Annotated in this window: 15 protein-coding genes; 5 read left to right on the top strand and 10 right to left on the bottom strand. The window is 29.1% G+C overall.

The annotated features are described in order from the left end of the window. Positions 1 to 2: 2 nt before the first annotated feature. From ACULEV_RS16975 to ACULEV_RS16955, 5 genes are all read right to left on the bottom strand, one after another. Positions 3 to 1,094: an efflux RND transporter periplasmic adaptor subunit gene (locus ACULEV_RS16975; RefSeq protein ID WP_445456233.1), complete on the bottom strand. Its 1,092-nt coding sequence runs from the start codon at positions 1,092 to 1,094 to the stop codon at positions 3 to 5. A 16-nt stretch (positions 1,095 to 1,110) separates the two neighbouring features. Next, the gene (locus ACULEV_RS16970; protein WP_445456232.1) at positions 1,111 to 2,358 is read right to left on the bottom strand and encodes a TolC family protein; all 1,248 of its coding nucleotides are present in this window, start codon (positions 2,356 to 2,358) and stop codon (positions 1,111 to 1,113) included. A 73-nt stretch (positions 2,359 to 2,431) separates the two neighbouring features. Further along, positions 2,432 to 3,781 (bottom strand): ATP-binding protein, encoded by a 1,350-nt coding sequence (locus ACULEV_RS16965; protein WP_445456231.1) that lies wholly within the window; start codon positions 3,779 to 3,781, stop codon positions 2,432 to 2,434. Then, positions 3,765 to 4,457, bottom strand: coding sequence for a response regulator transcription factor (locus ACULEV_RS16960; protein WP_445456230.1), 693 nt, complete (start codon positions 4,455 to 4,457; stop codon positions 3,765 to 3,767). Before ACULEV_RS16960 ends, ACULEV_RS16965 begins: the two co-directional genes overlap by 17 nt. 44 nt (positions 4,458 to 4,501) lie before the next feature. Further along, on the bottom strand, positions 4,502 to 6,751 hold the full coding sequence (locus ACULEV_RS16955; protein WP_445456229.1) for a TonB-dependent receptor: 2,250 nt from the start codon (positions 6,749 to 6,751) through the stop codon (positions 4,502 to 4,504). A 90-nt stretch (positions 6,752 to 6,841) separates the two neighbouring features. On the opposite strand from ACULEV_RS16955, the gene ACULEV_RS16950 reads away from it, so the two are divergent. From ACULEV_RS16950 to ACULEV_RS16940, 3 genes are read left to right on the top strand one after another with little or no spacing between them, the layout of a single operon-like run. Beyond that, on the top strand, positions 6,842 to 7,489 hold the full coding sequence (locus ACULEV_RS16950) for a metal-dependent transcriptional regulator (RefSeq protein WP_445458561.1): 648 nt from the start codon (positions 6,842 to 6,844) through the stop codon (positions 7,487 to 7,489). A gap of 2 nt (positions 7,490 to 7,491) precedes the next feature. After that, on the top strand, positions 7,492 to 8,310 hold the full coding sequence (locus tag ACULEV_RS16945; protein WP_445456228.1) for a ZIP family metal transporter: 819 nt from the start codon (positions 7,492 to 7,494) through the stop codon (positions 8,308 to 8,310). A gap of 48 nt (positions 8,311 to 8,358) precedes the next feature. Further along, positions 8,359 to 8,748 carry a hypothetical protein gene (locus ACULEV_RS16940; protein ID WP_445456227.1) on the top strand — a complete coding sequence of 130 codons (390 nt, stop codon included), beginning with the start codon at positions 8,359 to 8,361 and terminating at the stop codon, positions 8,746 to 8,748. Here the strand turns inward: ACULEV_RS16940 and ACULEV_RS16935 are convergent. The 5 genes from ACULEV_RS16935 to ACULEV_RS16915 form a co-directional block, all read right to left on the bottom strand. Next, positions 8,745 to 8,873, bottom strand: coding sequence for a FeoB-associated Cys-rich membrane protein (locus tag ACULEV_RS16935; protein ID WP_445456226.1), 129 nt, complete (start codon positions 8,871 to 8,873; stop codon positions 8,745 to 8,747). The two genes, ACULEV_RS16940 and ACULEV_RS16935, sit on opposite strands and share 4 nt — an antisense overlap. A 12-nt stretch (positions 8,874 to 8,885) precedes the next feature. After that, positions 8,886 to 9,740, bottom strand: coding sequence for a hypothetical protein (locus ACULEV_RS16930; protein ID WP_445456225.1), 855 nt, complete (start codon positions 9,738 to 9,740; stop codon positions 8,886 to 8,888). Positions 9,741 to 9,778: 38 nt separating this feature from the next. Next, positions 9,779 to 11,887 carry a ferrous iron transport protein B gene (gene feoB / locus ACULEV_RS16925; protein ID WP_445456224.1) on the bottom strand — a complete coding sequence of 703 codons (2,109 nt, stop codon included), beginning with the start codon at positions 11,885 to 11,887 and terminating at the stop codon, positions 9,779 to 9,781. A 3-nt stretch (positions 11,888 to 11,890) separates the two neighbouring features. Beyond that, positions 11,891 to 12,127: a FeoA family protein gene (locus ACULEV_RS16920; protein ID WP_445456223.1), complete on the bottom strand. Its 237-nt coding sequence runs from the start codon at positions 12,125 to 12,127 to the stop codon at positions 11,891 to 11,893. Between the two features lie 81 nt (positions 12,128 to 12,208). Then, positions 12,209 to 12,871: an SCO family protein gene (locus tag ACULEV_RS16915; RefSeq protein ID WP_445456222.1), complete on the bottom strand. Its 663-nt coding sequence runs from the start codon at positions 12,869 to 12,871 to the stop codon at positions 12,209 to 12,211. 127 nt (positions 12,872 to 12,998) lie between these two features. Between ACULEV_RS16915 and ACULEV_RS16910 the strand changes: the two genes are divergently transcribed. Continuing rightward, positions 12,999 to 16,418, top strand: coding sequence for a T9SS type A sorting domain-containing protein (locus ACULEV_RS16910; RefSeq protein ID WP_445456221.1), 3,420 nt, complete (start codon positions 12,999 to 13,001; stop codon positions 16,416 to 16,418). A gap of 124 nt (positions 16,419 to 16,542) precedes the next feature. Next, complete coding sequence (locus ACULEV_RS16905; RefSeq protein ID WP_445456220.1) at positions 16,543 to 19,401, top strand: M4 family metallopeptidase; 2,859 nt, start codon at positions 16,543 to 16,545, stop codon at positions 19,399 to 19,401. Positions 19,402 to 19,409: the final 8 nt, after the last annotated feature.

Raw genomic sequence — 19,409 nt, 5'->3', positions numbered from 1 at the left:
AATTAGTCATTTAAAGCATCGTAAATAAGTAGTTGATTGGTTGTAAGAACTTTTTCGCCTTCTTGTAAACCAGCCGCAACATAAGTTGTATTGCCTACTTGTCTGAAAATTTCAATGGCTCTTGTTTCAATATTATTTTTGTCTTTAAAAATCATGACAAACGATTTGCTTTTATCAAACACTATAGCATCTGATGGAATGGCAATCATTTTTTTGTTTTCGGTATATGAAATTTTGATAGAAGCTCGCATTTCGGGTTTCAATAGAAAATCTTTGTTATCTAGTTTTACACGAGCTTTCATAGCTTTTGTTTCTGGGTCAATAATATTGTAGATTTTATCTACTTTACCATAGAATTTTTTGTCTTGATAAGAAAGTGTTGTTATTTCAGCATCGTTGCCTATTTTTACTTGACTGATGTCGGATTCATTTACATTTGCAATGGCCCAAACATCTGTAATTTCTGCAACGTCAAATATATTATCTGTATTGTCGCTTCTTAGTAGCATTCCTTCATTGATGTTTTTTTGAATAACAAAACCACTTAAAGGTGAGAGAACTTCATAAATAGCACCTGGTTTTATGTTGTAAATTTTATAGGTTTGAGAAATTCTGTTTAATTGTGATTTTGCCTTTTCTAATTCGCCTTTTGCTTCCACCACATCTTTTTCAGTGACTAGTTTACCATCAAAAAGTTCTTTAGCAACTTTGTATTTGTTTTGAGCCACCGTTACATCATTTTTAGCATCATCTAATTCTTTCTCAAAGCTAGCTACTTCAGTACTTCTAATGATAGCCAAAACTTGACCTTTGTTTACATAATCTCCTAATTCTACATTTACTTTAATAACGTTTCCACCTACAACAGGATATATTTCAACAAATTTGTTATTGTCAGAAGTTATTTTACCAAAAAAATTAAGTTGGTTTTTTAAAAATTCTTCTTGAGCTGTTGCTGTTTTTGTGGTAGATAGCATTTTATCGCTCATTACGAATGTTTCTTTAACATCCGAATTTGTTTCTTCTTTTTTGCAGGCTGATGTTGAAAACAAAAGTATCAAGCAAAAGATATTGATAAGTTTTATTGATGTCATTTTATATTTTTTTGGTTTAATAGATAAAATCATTGGTTATATAATTTAGGTTTTCACCGCTAAGGATTAATTCTTTTTTAATTTGATTTAAATAGAGCGTACTTTGATTGTAACTTTCCATGAAATCAGTAAATTCAATTAAAGAAATATTCTTTTTTTGAAAATTATTTAGAATACCTTGATTAACGGTTTCAAAATCATGTATAGATGATTCGCTTTCTTTGTATTGTTTTTGATGAAAATTATAGGTTTGAATAGCTGTTGTAACTTTAGCTTTTAATTCTAATTCTTTTTGCTCTTTTAGCTTTTTGTTTTGTTGAAGTTCTGTTTGTGCTATTTTTATATTTCCTTTGTTTTTGTTCCATAGTGGCAGCGGAATTGCCAGAGTAAGATTAGTTTGGTTATTAAAAGCCCCACCTCTTTGATCATAGCTAGCTCCTAATGTTATATCGGGTGTTGCTAATGATTTTTGCCACTTTATATAGAGTTCATTGTTTTCAATTAGTTTTAAATTAAAACGATATTCGGGGTTTTTTTCTAATGCAATTTCCTGAAGTTTAGTTTCGAGATAAAGAATTGGCTTGTTTAGCTTTTCTTTTAATTCTTGCTCATTAAGGGTAGGAAGAAAATCTTCGCTTGTTGCCGTTAATATTTTTAAATTTTCTCTTTTTTCAAGAATTTGTTTGTTGATTTCAAGCATGTCGTTTTTAAAAGCCAACAATAAAGATTGCAATCGAACCAAATCTTTTAATGCTATGTTGCCTTTATCGGTTTGAGTTTTGTATGCAGCAACTAAATTTTCTAAGTAATTTAATTGTGTTTCGATGCTTTTGAACTTTTGATATTCGAAATACAATTCATAAAAATTTTGTCGGGTTTGTAACGCTAAATTTCTAACCAATTGTTCGTATTGAAGTTCGGCTAACGCTACATTGTTTTTAGCAAAATTGATTTCGTTTCTTTTTTTTCCGCCCAAATAAATTAATTGTTCGATAGCCAATTGCTTTTGACCATTTTTTCCAGCGTTAAAGAAGCGATTTTCGTTTGGGTTATAAAAATTGACTTCTGTTGTTACCACAGGATGTTCCCATATTTTTGCTTGAATAACAGCTGCTTTTGAAGCATCAATATTATATTGTTCGGCTAATAATAATAAGTTGTTTTTTTGGAATAGATTTTCACACTCAGACAAACTCATGGTTTTTTGTCCAAATGAAAAACTGGTACAACTTAAAAAAAGGAAGAACACCAAAGACTTTTTCATTTTGTATATTTTTATTGCATACAAAATTGAAGCTGTCGTCTTTAAATCAACTTAAAATGACCTTAAAAAAGCCTTAAAATAGAATTATGAATGTGTTTAGATTAGTTTCTTTATTATAAGAAATGGTATAGTCTGAGACTTGTAAAATTCGGTTAACGATTCGTAATCCTAGTCCTAATCCATTTGTGTTTTTAGCATTACTTCCTCTCATAAAAGGCTGAAATAATGTTTTTACTTCTTCATCTGAAAGCGTTTTACCCGAATTAGTAAATGATAAAACCATTTGATTATTATGAATAGTTATGGTAACATTCACCCATTTTTCATCGGTATACAAGTAAGCATTTTTTAAAAGGTTAGTAAATGCAATTTCAATTAGTTTTGAATTCCCATTAATTTCTAATTTATCAAACAATTGTTCGTCATCAGTCATTGAAAAATTAATTTTAAAATCTGGGAAAAGTTTTTTAATCTTTTCAAAACTATTGTATAAAGCTTCATCAACCCTAGTTTTTTCTATTTTTTCGTTATTTCTTGAATCTACTTTTGACAAGATTAATAACGAATTTATTAATTCTTTAAGTTGTTCGATGTCTGAGAATAATGATTTGAAAATAACTTTATTTTTTTCGTCTACAGCTTGAATTTGGTTTTCTAGTTGAGCAGAAATACGAGCAATTGGTGTTCGTAATTCATGTGATGCTTGAGCCGTGAATTCTTTTTGTTTTTGGTAAGCATCAGAAATTCTGTTCATCATAAAGTTGAATTCGTTGCTAAGTAAGCTAATTTCATTTTTGCTGTTTTGTTTGCTTTCTAAAGTAACTTCAAGGTTTAAATCATTTATTTCACTTATTTTTTTGTGAAAATTTCCTAATGGAATAAGTTGTTTTTTTATGATATAAAAAGTTAAAAACCAAGTTAAAACCGTAAATAAAATATAAGAACCCGTTAATAAATATATTAGAAAATACAAATTTCGTTTACCATAATTATCATTTGCAGAAATTAAGGCATAATAATCTTTTTTATTGGTATCGTAAAAGAATCCATAAATTTCATGGTCTTTATCTTTTTCTAAAAACGATTTATGGGTTTTTAGATAGAGTAAATCTGATTTTGTCCATTTAATTTTTGTGTCGTCTAAACTGCTATAGATTAAATTAAAATTCTCATCAAAAATTAAGGTTTTTTCATCGTAAAGTTGGTTGATGGAATTTTTATCAATTATTCTTAAAATATCATTATCAATTTCCTTTACTTCAATTAAAAGTTTTATTGTATTAATGGCTTTTTCATTTAATCGTTCTTCAAATTCTTGTTTTCTAAAATCGGAAAAAATAAAAATGATAATAGCACAAATTAAACCAAATAGTAAGGTGAAAATAATGCTGATATAAAATGATATTTTAGATTTTATCGTCATCGTCTGTTTTTAAATAATAGCCAAAACCTACTTTTGTATGTATTAATTTTTCATTGGGATCTTTATCTATTTTTTTTCGTAAAAAATTGATGTAAACCTCTATTGTGTTTTGATTGGTTTCAATGTGATAATCCCAAAGTTCATCTGCAATTTGTTGTTTAGAAATTATTCTTCCTTTTGCATTGGCTAAGATTAAAAGTAATTTTAATTCTTTAGGTGTTAAGTTGATAATTTCGTTGTTTCGGGTAGCTGTTTTGTTTGAAATATTAATTTCTAAATCTTTAATTTTAAGAATTTCGTTTTCAGTTTGAGGTTTGTCCGTTCGTCTTAAAAGCGAAAGAATTCTTATATATAATTCTTTTAAATGAAAAGGTTTAACAAGATAATCATCAGCACCTTTTTCAAAAGCTTCAATTTTATCATCAATTTCTCCAAACGCTGTTAACATTAATATGGGAGTATTTTTGTCTTGAGTTCTTATTTGATTACAAACATCTAAACCATTAATTTTTGGAACGTTTATATCTAATAAATAAATATCGTATTTTTTGGTATTTATTTGCTTAAAAAATAATTCGCCATCAAAAACAGCGTCTATTTCTATGTTTTTAGACAAGAAAAAATCTTTAATTTCTTTTGATAAAACATAATCATCTTCAAGCAATAATATTTTCATTTGTAAATTTTTAAATAAAGATGTTTAATTATTCCCAATTCAAATCAATAAATCGTATATCGAATTCCTAAAAAACCTCTAATTCCTTGGTTAGGCGCATACACATAACTTGGGTCAAAAGTTAAAGCGTATGGGTTTGTTGATGTTGCTAAAACATTTCCGTTTGTATCATATGTAACATCTTCATCAAATGGGTCGTTTGCCCTAGCAATTAAAAATGGTGTGCTTTTGTTTGGTGTCCAATTCAAAATATTTTTTACACCACCATAAAGTTCAAAACTACGAAATTTTTTATAAGTAAATTGTATGTTTTGTATACTCCAGAAAGGAGAATATTCACTTCTTGGATCTAATTCACCAAGTAGTGGTAATCGCATTGGGCCATATAGATTACCTGTATAATCAATAGTAGCATTCCATTTTACTATATCATAAGTAATGCCCCATGTTGTACTAAATTTTTCAGTTAGTATAGGCGTGCTTATGATTCCATCTCTTTTGTTTTTGGATTCTAAAGCAGTAAAACCAATCATTGTTTTTAATCCGAAAGGGAAAATCAATTCTAGATTTCCTGTTACACCATAGGTTTTTGAATAACCATTTAAATTCGAGTAAATAATTTGATTAGGATTAGTATCATAATCAGGGATAATTTGATTTTTGAAATGGGTATACCAACTCGAAAATTCCATTACAGAATGGATTCCGTTGCCCATTTCAAACTTTTTTAAGTAATTGAAATTAATATTATAAGATTTTTCTGGATTTAGATTTTCTGTAATAATAACATCTCTAGAACCTGTTAATGCAGCATGTTCTTCCGTAAATAAATTTACTACTCTAAAACCTGTTCCTGCATTAACTCTAAAGATATCGTTTTTAGATGGTTTCCATTTGTAAGCTATTCGAGGTGTAAAAATTGTGCCATGAATAGAGTTGTAATCATATCTTGCACCTAGTAATACACTATGTTTTTCAGCTAATTTTATTTCATCTTGAACAAAAAGACTACTAATTTTTGTTTTTTCAGGTTCTTTAGTAGCAGTAGTATTATCATTATAAAATTGGTAACGAAATGCGGTTCCAAAAAGTAAATCATGATTATTCATTTTCTTGTCCCATGTCATTTGCCCATAAGCAATTTCTTGTTTGGCAAGAAAAATAATATCTCCATAAACTGAATTTTGATTATGATTTGTATACGAAAAAGAAGCAACAAAATTTTCTTTAACAGGTAATTGATATTTTCCTAGTAATTCATAACGTTTGGTATAAATGCTTTCTCCATAAACTTCGTTTCCTCCTCTGTAGTTTTTATTCCATTGCATTTCTCCACCCCAACGGTCTTCATAAAAATAGCGACCAGCAATCGAAAATTCTTTTTCACTTTTTCTTGCCACTGAAAATTTATTAAAAATTGAAATTCTATTTTGTAAAGTTACATCAGTAAAATTATCGTTATTATTATCAATTGGATTGTTATAAGTGTAATAATTAATACCTATAAGCGAACTAATTTTTTTACCCAAGTTATATTTGGCACCTAAATCGATATTGTTTTCTAACCATGATGTGCTGAAAGCATCTGCATAAAATAAAGGAGCAGTTTCTGGTTTTTTTGTAATAATATTAATTAATCCACCTACAGCTTCACTTCCATATAAGGAAGAAGCAGGTCCTTTTACAATTTCTATTCTATCAATCAAAGAATTTGGAATTCCAGACAAACCATAAACGGTTGATAAGCCACTTACTATAGGCATTCCGTCAATGGTTACCATAGTATAAGGACCTTCTAGACCATTAATGTGAATATCACCTGTATTGCAAATGTTACAATTTAATTGAGGACGTACACCATTTACATTTTGTAAAGCTTCAAAAATATTTGGTGTAGGGTTTTTCTTGAGAAAAGCAGATGTATAGACTTCTACTGGAACTGGAGTTTCTAATCTAGAAACAGGTTTTAAAGTTCCTGTAACAACAACTTCTTCTAAACTATGATTTTCTTCTAGTTGTATATTAAGGATTATTTCTTTTTCGTTTTCAATTGAAATATTTTGCTTTTTTGTCTTAAAACCTATGAACGAAAAATTTATAGTATAATTTCCTTTAGGTATATCTTTTAAAATATAAAAGCCATTTTCATCAGTATTTATTCCTTTATTTAATTTGGAAATAAAAACCGATGCAAAAGCTAATGGTTCACTGTTAGTTGAAATTTTCCCTTTGATAGTGGTTTGCCCAAAGCTAAATACCGATAAGAAACTAAGTAATAAAAATATTTTTTTCATTTATGCTAAAAATAAAATTTAGACAAAACTAAAAATATTTTTTATAATAACAGAGTAAATTTATTATATTTGATGAAATTTATTTTTAAAATGACCATTTCTGAAGAAAATTATTTAAAAGTTATTTATCATTTATCATTAGTATCTCCCAAAGGAGTGAATACAAATGCTATTGCGGGAATGCTTGAAACAAAGGCCTCTTCTGTGACAGATATGTTAAAAAAACTAGCCGAAAAGGATGTTGTAACTTATAAAAAATATCAAGGAGTTTCCTTAACTAATAATGGATTAATCCAAGCTAAAAAAATAGTAAGACGTCATCGCTTATGGGAAGTTTTTTTAGTAGAAAAATTACAGTTTTCTTGGGATGAAGTACATGAAATTGCGGAAGAATTAGAACATATAAAATCAGAAAAACTGATTAATAGTTTGGATGCTTTTTTAGATTTTCCTGCTTTTGATCCTCATGGTGATCCAATTCCAAATGAAAAAGGAGAAATGAAAAAATTAGACAAACAATTACTATCTGAAATACCCTTAAATACTTCTTGTAAATGTGTTGGTGTGAAAGATTCTTCAGCAGAATTTTTACAATATTTAGACAAACAAAAAATTACTTTAGGTTCTGAAATTAAAATACTTGAGAAGGAATCTTTTGATGAATTAATTAGAGTCGAAATAGATAATAAAACGATGGTTTTATCCAACAAAATTGCCACTAACTTATACGTACAATAATTATGTTTGATCAAATATTACATTATTTAGAAGGAATTGATCCTATTCTTGCTGCCTTATATGCTACTTTATTTACATGGTTAGTTACAGCAGCTGGGGCTTCATTTGTATTTTTTTTTAAGAATATGAATCGTGCCGTTCTTGACGGAATGCTAGGTTTTACAGGAGGAGTGATGGTAGCAGCAAGTTACTGGAGTTTGCTTTCTCCTGCTATTGAAATGAGTGAAGGAGAAGGTTTTGTAAAAGTAATGCCAGCTGCAATTGGTTTTTTAATGGGAGCTTTATTTCTATTTGCTTTAGATAAAACCTTGCCTCATTTGCATATTAATTTTAAAGAAAGTGAAGGAATAAAATCACCTTGGCAACGAACTACTTTATTAGTTCTGGCCATTACACTTCATAATATTCCTGAAGGATTGGCAGTAGGCGTATTATTTGGAGGAGTTGCAGCTGGAATTCCAGAAGCTTCTATTGCAGGAGCAGTTACTTTAGCAATTGGTATTGGAATTCAAAATTTTCCAGAAGGAATTGCTGTTTCTATGCCATTGAGAAGAATGGGAATGAGCAGAAGAAAGAGCTTTATGTATGGTCAAGCTTCAGCTATTGTTGAGCCAATTGCTGGTGTTGTTGGTGCTTTAGCAGTTACATTTTTTACACCTATTTTACCTTATGCTTTGGCATTTGCAGCTGGAGCGATGATCTTTGTAGTGGTAGAAGAAGTTATTCCCGAAACGCAACAAGACAAAAATACAGATATTGCTACCTTAGGATTTATAGGTGGTTTTATAGTGATGATGAGTTTAGATGTGGCTTTAGGATAAAAGTTGGTAAATAATTGTGTATTTTTGGGTAACTATAAAAAATACAACATGAAAACGATAGTATTAATTTTAACTATTTTTTTAACTCAATGTTCTTCAAAACAAAATGAAAGTAGTAGTAATTTTGAGGTTGAAAAAGAAATTACTCAAGAAGCTTATCAATTTAAACTAAAAAAAGTAACTGCTGATTCTCGTTGTCCAGAAGGATTAAATTGTGTTTGGGAAGGACAAGTTGAAATGATAGTTGAGGTCTATAAAGCCAATAAATTAGTAGAAGAAAAAGAATTAATCGTTAATTCTAAAACTGTGAATGAAAATGCAACTTGGGCTACTAAATATAGTGATAAGCCAATTACTTTTATTGGGATTTCACCAAATAGAGTTAAAGATGAACTTATAAATGATTCTGACTATAAGTTGGTAATTAAATATGATTAATGACATGCACAGTCATCACCACAAGAATTTGATTTTTTAGGCTTTTTTTTCCAAAGAAATTTTCTAATTAAATAACCAATCGCAATGGCAAGTGTTATGTAAACTAATATTTGTTGAAAATTCATAATTTATTATATTTAAAAGTAAATTCCAGCACCTAAAGTTACAAAATTGTAAGTTGGTGTGGCAATTTTTAAGCGTTCAAATCCTACAGAAAAAAAATAATTCTTTTTATGATATTTACTTTGTAACTCAAAAGTATTAACAGGTTTTGTGTTTATTTTACTCCATTTGGTACTTCCAGAAAAACTTATGTTTTTATCTAGAAAAAAATCCATAGAAGCACCATAAGTAAATCCTGTTTTTCTTACATCATTACCAATGTAACTTACTCCTAAATTCCAGCCTAGATTAAATTTGTCTAATCTGATTCTATCATATCCTAGGGTAAAATGAGAAAAGTATAATTTGTAATTAATATCATTTATAGGGTCAGATTCATATACTTGCCTAAAGTCAGTTTGAAGATAAAAATATTGAAAAGGTCTAATTTTTATTTTAAAATGATTGCCTACTAAGTTTTTAGTACTATACATAAAACTATCTTCAATATCAATACGCATTTTATTCTTAGATAAACTATCTGCACTATTAAAATTGCCATAACAACTTCCGTCTTTATATGGATAATGGCTTAGATTATTGTATAAATGATCTTCATGGGAATAATCTCCAATAATTCCATATTTGAAAATACCTATAGTTGCCCCAACAAAAACATCTAATAAAATTCCTCCGAAAAAACTTTCTCCATTATTATTAGAAGAGGAATTACTTCTACTTGAAGGATAAGTTGAAGAGGTACTTTGTGAATTTACACTTGATTTTTCAGTTAATTCCTGTTTTGATTTTTCAATTTTCTTTTGACCAAATAGAGTGTGAGAGACTAATATAAAGCCAATAATTAAGAATAAGCTGTTTTTTTGAATCATAAGGAAAATTTGGGTTTACTCATCAAAAACGGAACCAATTATTTTAATATTTGATAAGCAATCAAAGCAGTTAAATATGCAAACCCACTCATAAAGACAAATTGAATAATAGGCCATTTCCATGAGTTTGTTTCTTTTTTTACAATAGCAATTGTCGACATACATTGCATCGCAAAAGCATAAAAAAGTAATAAAGAAATACCTGAAGCAAAATTAAATATCTTTTTACCAGTAACTGGATGTACTTCAGCTGCCATTCTGTTTTTTATAGTTACTTCTTCATCACTATGATTTCCCACATTATATATAGTGGCTAATGTGCCTACAAAAACTTCTCTAGCTGCAAAAGAACTTACAACGGCAATTCCTATTTTCCAATCATAACCTAAAGGTCTAATGACAGGTTCTATAGCTTTTCCAACAATACCAATATAGGAATGTTCTAGTTTGTAACTATTTATTTTATTTTCAAGAATTTCAGGTTCAATAGTAGTATTCTTCTTTGCTAATTCTTGTAATACAATAATATCTGCGTTTTTAAAGTTTTTAGTTGGTCCATGCGAACCTAAGAACCATAAAATAATAGATAAAGCCAAGATTATTTTTCCTGCACCAGTTACAAATGCTTTTGTTTTTTCAATTACATTTAAAGCTACATTTTTGAACATAGGTACTTTGTAAGAAGGCATTTCAATAACAAAATAAGACTTACAATTTAATTTTAAAATAGAATTTAATAGAGTTGCAGAAAGCACTGCCATCCCAAAACCTATTAAATATAACAACATAAGAGTTAGACCTTGTAAGCTCAGAAAACCAAATATTCTTTCTTCTGGAATGATTAAAGAAATTAATATAGCATAAACAGGTAGTCTTGCTGAACATGTTGTAAAAGGTGTTACTAAGATAGTTATTAAACGTTCTTTCCAGTTTTCAATATTTCTTGCACCCATAATTGCAGGAATTGCACATGCTGTTCCAGATATTAAGGGTACAATACTTTTTCCAGAAAGACCAAATCTTCTCATTATTTTATCCATAAGAAAAACAACACGGCTCATGTACCCACTTTCTTCAAGAATTGAAATGAATAGAAATAAGAAAGCTATTTGAGGAATAAAAATTACAATTCCACTAATTCCTGGAATAATGCCTTCACTTAAGAGATTTGTAAATTCTCCTGCAGGAAGATGATTTTTTGTGTATGAACTTAATGAAGTAAATGTTTCATCGATAAACTCCATTGGAATTGTACTCCAATCAAAAATAGATTGAAAAATGATCATTAGTATTCCAAAAAAGATAATATATCCAAAAACTTTGTGTGTTAAGATGCTATCTAATTTTGCACGCAAGTCGGTGGCTTTTGAAGCATCAATTTTTTGACCAATTTTTAAAGTGTCATTTATAAATTGATATCTTTTAATTGTCTCTTTTTGTTGTAATCGTTTTAAATCGGAATGTGATTTTGTAAAAGAACTTTTAATTTCATTTCGTTCCAAATTCAAAAAATTAACATCTTGAGTAATTACCAACCATAGTTTATACAAGAGTTGATTAGGGAAAGCCCTTCTTAAGTTGTTAAAATAATCTGGATCTATAACTGAAGCATTTAAACAAGGCTCGGTAGATAGGGATTTGTAATTTAAGATTAGAGATTTAAGATCAGAAATTCCAGTTTTTTTTCTAGAACTAACTAAAGCTATTTTTGTATTTAATTCTCTTTCTAAAATTGGAATATCAAATTCTATTCCTTTTAATGTCATTCTATCAGCCATGTTAATGACTAAGATAGTAGGGATTTCTAAATCTTTTATTTGAGTAAAAAGGAGTAAGTTTCTTTTTATGTTTTCAACTTCGGTAACTACTACAGCTACATCTGGAAAATCTTCATCTTTTTTATTTAGAAGTAATTCAATTACAACATTTTCATCAATTGAACTTGCATTTAGGCTATACGTTCCAGGTAAATCAATTATTTTTGCTTTAACAGTATCGGAAAGTTTGCTAACTCCTTGTTTTTTTTCAACAGTAATACCTGGGTAATTTCCTACTTGTTGGTTTAACCCTGTTAATTGATTAAAAACAGATGTTTTACCCACATTTGGATTTCCAATTAAAGCAACTTTTATGGTGGATTTTGACATTAATTAAACTGTGGTTACTACGGTTACGATTATTTCTTTAGCTGTTTCTTTACGAATTGCTACATGAGAATCGTTGATATTAAAATAAATAGGATCACCAAAAGGTGCAATTTGGATTAATTCAATAAAATTGCCTGGTAAACAGCCCATTTCTAATAATTTTAAAGGGATTTCGTCTACATTTATTTCATGAATGTAGCCCTTTTCTCCTTTTTTTAGATCTGATAATACTTTTTCCAAACTTATTTAGATTGATTTTAAATACAAAGGTAGCTAATAAATAGAAATGGAGAATATATTTTGGAGAAAATTTAGAAATTGTTATTTACAAAGAAAGAGAATATCCTCATATAATTTTTCTACTTCTTCAAGATTTGTTCCGTCATAGAAACCACGAATTCTTCTTTTTTGGTCTATTAAAACAAAATTTTCGGTATGAACCATATCATATAATTCTTTTGGATTACCTGTTTTTACAACTAAATAAGATTTTCTGGCTAGGTAATAAATGTCTTTTTTATTTCCAGTTACTAAATTCCATTTTTCATCAATAACTCCTTTTTCTTTCGCATAAGCTTTTAAAACAGCAACATTGTCAATATCTGGAGTAACTGAATGGGATAATAACATGACTTTTGGATTATCTTTAATTTTTTCTTGTAGCCAAACCATGTTATTGGTCATAATAGGACAAATGGAAGGACAAGTGGTAAAAAAGAAATCGGCTACATAAATTTTATCTTTATAATCTGCTTGAGTAATAGTTTTACCATTTTGGTTAGTGAAAGAAAAATCGGGAATAGTATGATTATATCCAATGTGCTGTATAGTTGAATCTACAAGCTCAGGATTAACGTCTCTAGGTGTAAATAGTTTTAATTTTTTTTGTGGTTTTAAAAGAGAATAAATGCCTATAAAAATAATTATAGATATTATAGTAAATAAGAGAATAAAACCAGAATATTTATTTTTTCGTATGTTCATAATAGAATACAAATTTAAAATTTTCAGACTTATTTATTGCAAAAACAGTTGTTAATCTTTTAAAAACTAAGAACATTTAAATAAAACTAACTATATTTGCGGAATTTCAAATTTAATAGTTAATATTATGAAAAACAGTTACTTTCTTGTGTTATTGTTTGCTACATTGGGTTTTTCTCAATATAATCCTTCTGCTTTATGGAAAGAGACAATAGAGACTTCTAGAAAAGGAAAAATGAATATAGATGAAGAAGTTGCCTTATTTAATGAATATTGGTCAACAAGAGATAAGAATGTAAGAGGGTCTGGATATAAACCTTTTATGAGATGGGAAAATCATTGGAGAACATTAACTAATGAGCAAGGTTATATTATAACTCCTCAAGAGATCTTTGCGGCTTGGAATGAGAAAAATAATTCTAAATTAAATAGAAGTTCCAATGCTGCTTTTTCATTACCACCAAGTAATTGGCAACCTGTTGGACCTTCAACACATACAAATACGGGCTCATGGTCTTCTGGACAAGGTAGAGTAAATTTTGTTTATGAAGATCCAACAAATTCAAATACTTTATATATTGGTGCACCAGCGGGAGGAATTTGGAAATCTACTGATGCAGGAATAAATTGGACACCATTGTCTGATTATTTACCACAAATTGGAGTATCTGGAATTGCTGTAGATTATACAAATCCAAATGTAATTTATATTTCAACAGGTGATAAGGACAGTAGTGATACTTATTCCATTGGAGTACTAAAATCAATAGATGGAGGACTAACTTGGAATACTACTGGTTTAGTGTTTAATACTACTAATCGTTTATCTGGAGATATTATTATGAATCCAACTAATAGTCAAATCTTATTTTGCGCTACTAGTATTGGTATATATAAAACTATTGATGGAGGGACAACATGGACAAATGTTAGATCGGGTGATTTTTCTCAAGGTTCTATTCGGTTTAAGCCTAATGACCCAACAGTAATTTATGGAGTAACAAATAATACATTTTATAAATCAATTGATTCTGGAAACAATTTTAGTTTAGTTACAAGTGGTTTACCTTCTTCTTCCAGTAGACTATTATTAGATGTTACACCAGCCAATCCTAACTATGTTTATGTTTTAAGTCATTTGTCTTCCATTTCAGCTAATAATGGTTTTCAAGGTATTTATAGGTCTACAGATAGTGGAAATAATTTTACATTAAGAAATAGTACTACTAATATTTTAGAATCAAATCAAGCCTATTATGATTTAGCATTAGCTGTTTCTGATACTAATGCAGAAGAAATTTACACGGGATGTTTAAATGTATGGAAATCAACAAATGGAGGTACTTCATTAACAAAATTAAATAATTGGAGTTCTCCAACAGCACCTTCTTATACTCATGCAGATATTCATTATTTAGGATTTTATAACGGAAATTTATTTTGCGGTAGCGATGGAGGTGTTTACAAATCAACAAATGGGGGAACAAGTTTTACTGATTTAACTGCTACAGCACAAATTAGTCAATTTTATAGAATATCAGTTTCAAAACAATCTGCTGGAAATATGGTAGGAGGTCTTCAAGATAATGGAGGTCATGCTTATAGTGGTGGAGGTTGGAAAAATTATTATGGAGCTGATGGAATGGATACAGCTATAAATCCGAATAATCAAAATGCATATTATGGATTTATCCAATTTGGTGGGACTTTGTATTTATCTAATAATGGAGGAAATAATTTAACAGGCAATGTTAGTGCACCAGCAGCAGAAACTGGAACTAATGATGATGGAGGGAATTGGATTACTCCTTTAAAAACAAACAATGCTGGAGAAGTTTTTGCAGCCTATGAAAGATTGTATAAACTTAATGGAAATACTTGGGTACAACAAAGTATTGGTACAATTGGTTCTGGAAATATTGAGAATATTGAAATATCTCCTACTAATGATGATATTATGTATTTATCTAATGGTTCAACATTATATTTAAGTACAAATCATGGTGTTAGTTTCACTACTGTTTATACTGCTTCTTCAACTATTACTTCAATTGAATGTCATTATACCAATTCTAATATTGTTTATTTGACAACAAGTGGAATTTTGGGAAGAGTTTTAAAGTCAACAGACGGAGGTTCTAATTTTACTAATATTTCTTCAGGGTTACCTAATATTGGGAAAAATGTTATTGTACATCAATCTCAGAATACTGATAATCCTTTATATGTTGGAACTAGCTTAGGTGTTTATTATTTAGATGATACTATGTCTACTTGGCAAGCTTTTGATACAAATTTACCAAACGTTTCTGTAACAGATTTAGAGATAAATTTAAATGATGGTAAATTAATAGCAGCAACTTATGGTCGTGGAATTTGGCAAACTGATATTCCAATTCAATTACCAAATAATGATATTAAGTTTGTTCAAATTCAAAACCCAACAACAGGAATTAATTGTGGTTCAAATCTTTCTCCTGAAGTTGAAATTAAAAACAATGGTTTAAATCCTATCACTTCTGCAAGTTTTAATTATACTATAGATGCTACACCTTATAATTATACTTGGAATGGTAATTTGGCATCTAACTCATCTACTGTTGTAGTTTTACCTTCTGTTACTCTATCTAGAGGTCAACATAGTATTGCAGTTTCTACGACTACAACAAATGACGCTTTTTCAGATAATAATGATGGAAGCACAACATTTAATATTAACGATGATGGAACAATAGGTGTAGTAAATACTTTTACAACTACAGGAGATGAGCTTATTTCTTATGATGAAGGAAGTACAACTTCTCAATGGATTAGAACAGTTCGTACAGGAGGTTTAATGGATAGTGCTGGTAATTCAGTATATTCTACAAATGATTCAGCAAATTATCCAGATAATACAAAATCATATTTAGTTTCTCAATGTTATGATTTAACTTCAATTTCTAATCCTGAAATTCGTTTTTCATTTAAATATGATTTAGAGGAAAATTGGGATTTAGTTTATGTTGAATATTCAACAGATTTTGGTGCTAATTGGAATGTTTTAGGTACAAGCGGTCCAAACTGGTATAATAGTGATAGAACTCCTCAAACTTCTGGAACAGATTGTAATAATTGTGTTGGAGCTCAGTGGACAGGAACAAATACAACTGAAGCAATATACAGTTATCCTTTAAATGCATTCAATACTGAAACAAATATTATTTTTAGAATTGTTTTTCATTCAGATCAATCGGTTAATAAGACAGGAGCAAATGTGGATAATTTTGTTATAGATGGAACTACATTGTCTTCAGATACTTTTGAAAAAGAATTGGTTTCTGTATATCCAAATCCTTCTAACGGATTGTTTACAGTTTCAACTAAAAATATGCAAGTTACATCTATTGATGTTTATGATGTAACAGGGAAAAATATTCTTAATAGAAGTAACTTACAAAGTTCTAATGAAATAATATTAGATTTAACAAATGCTTCAATTGGAATTTATTTTATGAAAATTAATTCTGAAACAGGAATAATTACAAAAAGAATATTAAAAAAGTAAGAGAACAAAAAAAGAGTTGGCTTGTAAAAACCAACTCTTTTTTTAATTAAATGATCTTATAGCTTAATCTATAGAATCTAATAAATGGATTTCATTATTGTGTTCATAAATAAATTTATCCTCAATGAAAAACAGATTTTTAATTCTTACATTTTTATCATTTTTATTTGGCTTTAGTCAGCAAACAGAAGAAATTAAAATAGATAAAACTAATCAAAAGACATTATATTTTGGTTCAAAAAAATATTCTTCAGAGCAAGCGTTATTTCAATTTGCTAAAGCATATGGTTTAAACGATAATTATTCATTTAAACTGTTATATTCCAATCAGGATAGAATTGGGCAAACTCATGAAAAATATGAACAGTTTTATAAAGGTATAAAAGTTGAATTTGGAACAGTAATTACACATTCAAAAGGAGAACAAGTTAGAATGATTAATGGAGAGTTATACAATGCAAATGAGTTATCATTAACACCAAAAATAAGTCCAAGTGTAGGTTTACAATTGGCTATAAAGAAGATAAATGCTAAGTCTTATCTTTGGGAAAATGAAATGCAAGCTAAACTAATGAGTTATAAAAAACCTGAAGGAGAGGTAGTTATATTTCCTAATAGTAATAATGGGAAAATTTATTTAGCTTACAAATATGATATCTACGCTACTAATCCTATTTCTAGACAAGAGGTCTATGTAGATGCAAATACAGGAGAATTTTTGTTTTCTAATCAAATTATTAAACATGCTACTAGCTTAGTAACTGATGAAGAAAGAATAACAAGAAAAAAAATAGTAGAAGAGAAAATTATTTTTTCATCTGGAACTGCTGATACAAGATATAGCGGAACAAAAAATATTGAAACAACTTTCGACACAGATAATTCAAATTATATTTTACGAGACCAAACAAGAGGAGCAGGAATTTTAACCTTTAATTGCCAAAATGCAAATTCGTTTCAAGATATAGACTTTACAGATGATGATAATAACTGGTCAGCAGCAGAGCATGACAATGCAGCTAAAGACAATGGAGCATTAGATGCACATTGGGGAGCCGCAACAACATACGATTTTTGGGCAAATATTTTTACTAGAAATAGTTTTGATGATAATGGTGGAGCAATTAGAAGTTATGTTCATTTTGGTACCGATTATAATAATGCAAGTTGGAATGGTATTGCTATGAGTTATGGAGATGGAACTAGTTTTGATATATTAACATCAATAGATGTATGTGGTCATGAAATAGGTCATGCTGTTTGTACTTATACGGCTAATTTAGTTTACCAAAATGAATCAGGAGCTATGAATGAAGGTTTTTCAGATATTTGGGGAGCTTGTATAGAACATTATGGAAGGACAGGTGGACTTTTAAATCCAATTCCAAGTTCTGTATGGCTTATAGGTGAAGATATTGCAACTTCTCCTATTCGATCTATGGAAGATCCAAATTCTAAAAATGATCCAGATACTTATCTAGGAACAAATTGGTACATTGGAACAGGAGATAGCGGTGGAGTACATACAAATTCAGGAGTATTAAACCATTGGTTTTATATTTTAACCGCAGGTAAGTCAGGAACAAATAACGCTCCTTCACCAGATACTTATTCAGTTACTGGAATTGGAATGCAAAAATCATCTGAAATTGCTTATTTAGCAGAAAGGGATTATTTAACACCAAATTCCACTTATGCAGATGCAAGAAACGCAACAATAGCAGTTGCGAGTGATTTATATTGTGCTAATAGTCCAGAAACAATTGCGGTAACCAATGCTTGGTTTGCTGTAAATGTAGGTGATGAATATATGGCTGCTACGGATGATGTAGCATTACAAGCAATCGATGATTCGGAAACTATTTCTTGTATATCCTCTTCAATAACAACCAATGCTTTAATAAAAAATCAAGGATTAAATCCAATTACTTCAATATCTATTTCTTATACTGTAAACGGAATTAACCCAGTAAATATGACTTGGAATGGAAATTTAGCACCTTGTTCTGAAATTTCTTATCCAATTACTATTAATGGATTAACAAGAGGAGCTCATAATTTAAGTGTTACAACTACCATTTTAAATGATGGAAGACCAGAAAACAACACAAAAGAGGCAATTATTTTAGTTAATGATGAAGGATCTGTGGGTGTAGTAAATGAATTTACAAATATTTCTGATGAATTAATTTCTTATAACGAAGGAGAAACAGGTTCTTTATGGACAAGAGGAATTCATACAGATAATCCAATGAATGATATGGATAGTAATGGGAATATGGTTTATGCAACAAATTTATCTGGAAATTATCCAGATAATACAAAATCATATTTAATTTCTCAATGTTATAATTTATCGACAATTTCAAATCCAGAGATTAGTTTTTCCATGAAGTATGACTTAGAGAACAATTGGGATATAATTTATGTGGAATATTCTACAGATTTTGGTGCTAGTTGGGATGTCTTAGGTTATAATGATTCTGCTAACTGGACAAATTGGTACAATAGCGATAGAACTCAACAGACAACAGGAAATGATTGTTTTAATTGTCCAGGAGCACAATGGACAGGAACGAACACTACTTTAACTACTTATTCTTATCCTTTAACAATTTTAAATAGTCAAACAAATGTTCTTTTTAGAATAGTATTTCATTCAGATCAAGCTGTTAATGAATTAGGCGTTAATATTGATGATTTTGTTATTGATGGCACATTGTCAAATGCTAGTTTTAACCAAGATGTAATAGCTATTTATCCAAATCCTTCAACTGGAAATTACACCATTTCATTAGGAAATGTTCAACCTATTTCAATTAAAGTATATGATGTTAGTGGTAAAATTATTTTAGCTAAAAATGATATTTTGGTAAATAATAATAAGACAAATGTTGATTTAACTGCTGCTTCAAAAGGGATTTATTTTCTTGTAATTAATTCTGAAAATGGAATAATTTCTAAAAGAATTGTTAAAGAATAAAGGCATTT

Source organism: Flavobacterium sp. HNIBRBA15423, assembly GCF_052655965.1.
This window is presented reverse-complemented; position numbering and strand designations above follow the sequence as displayed.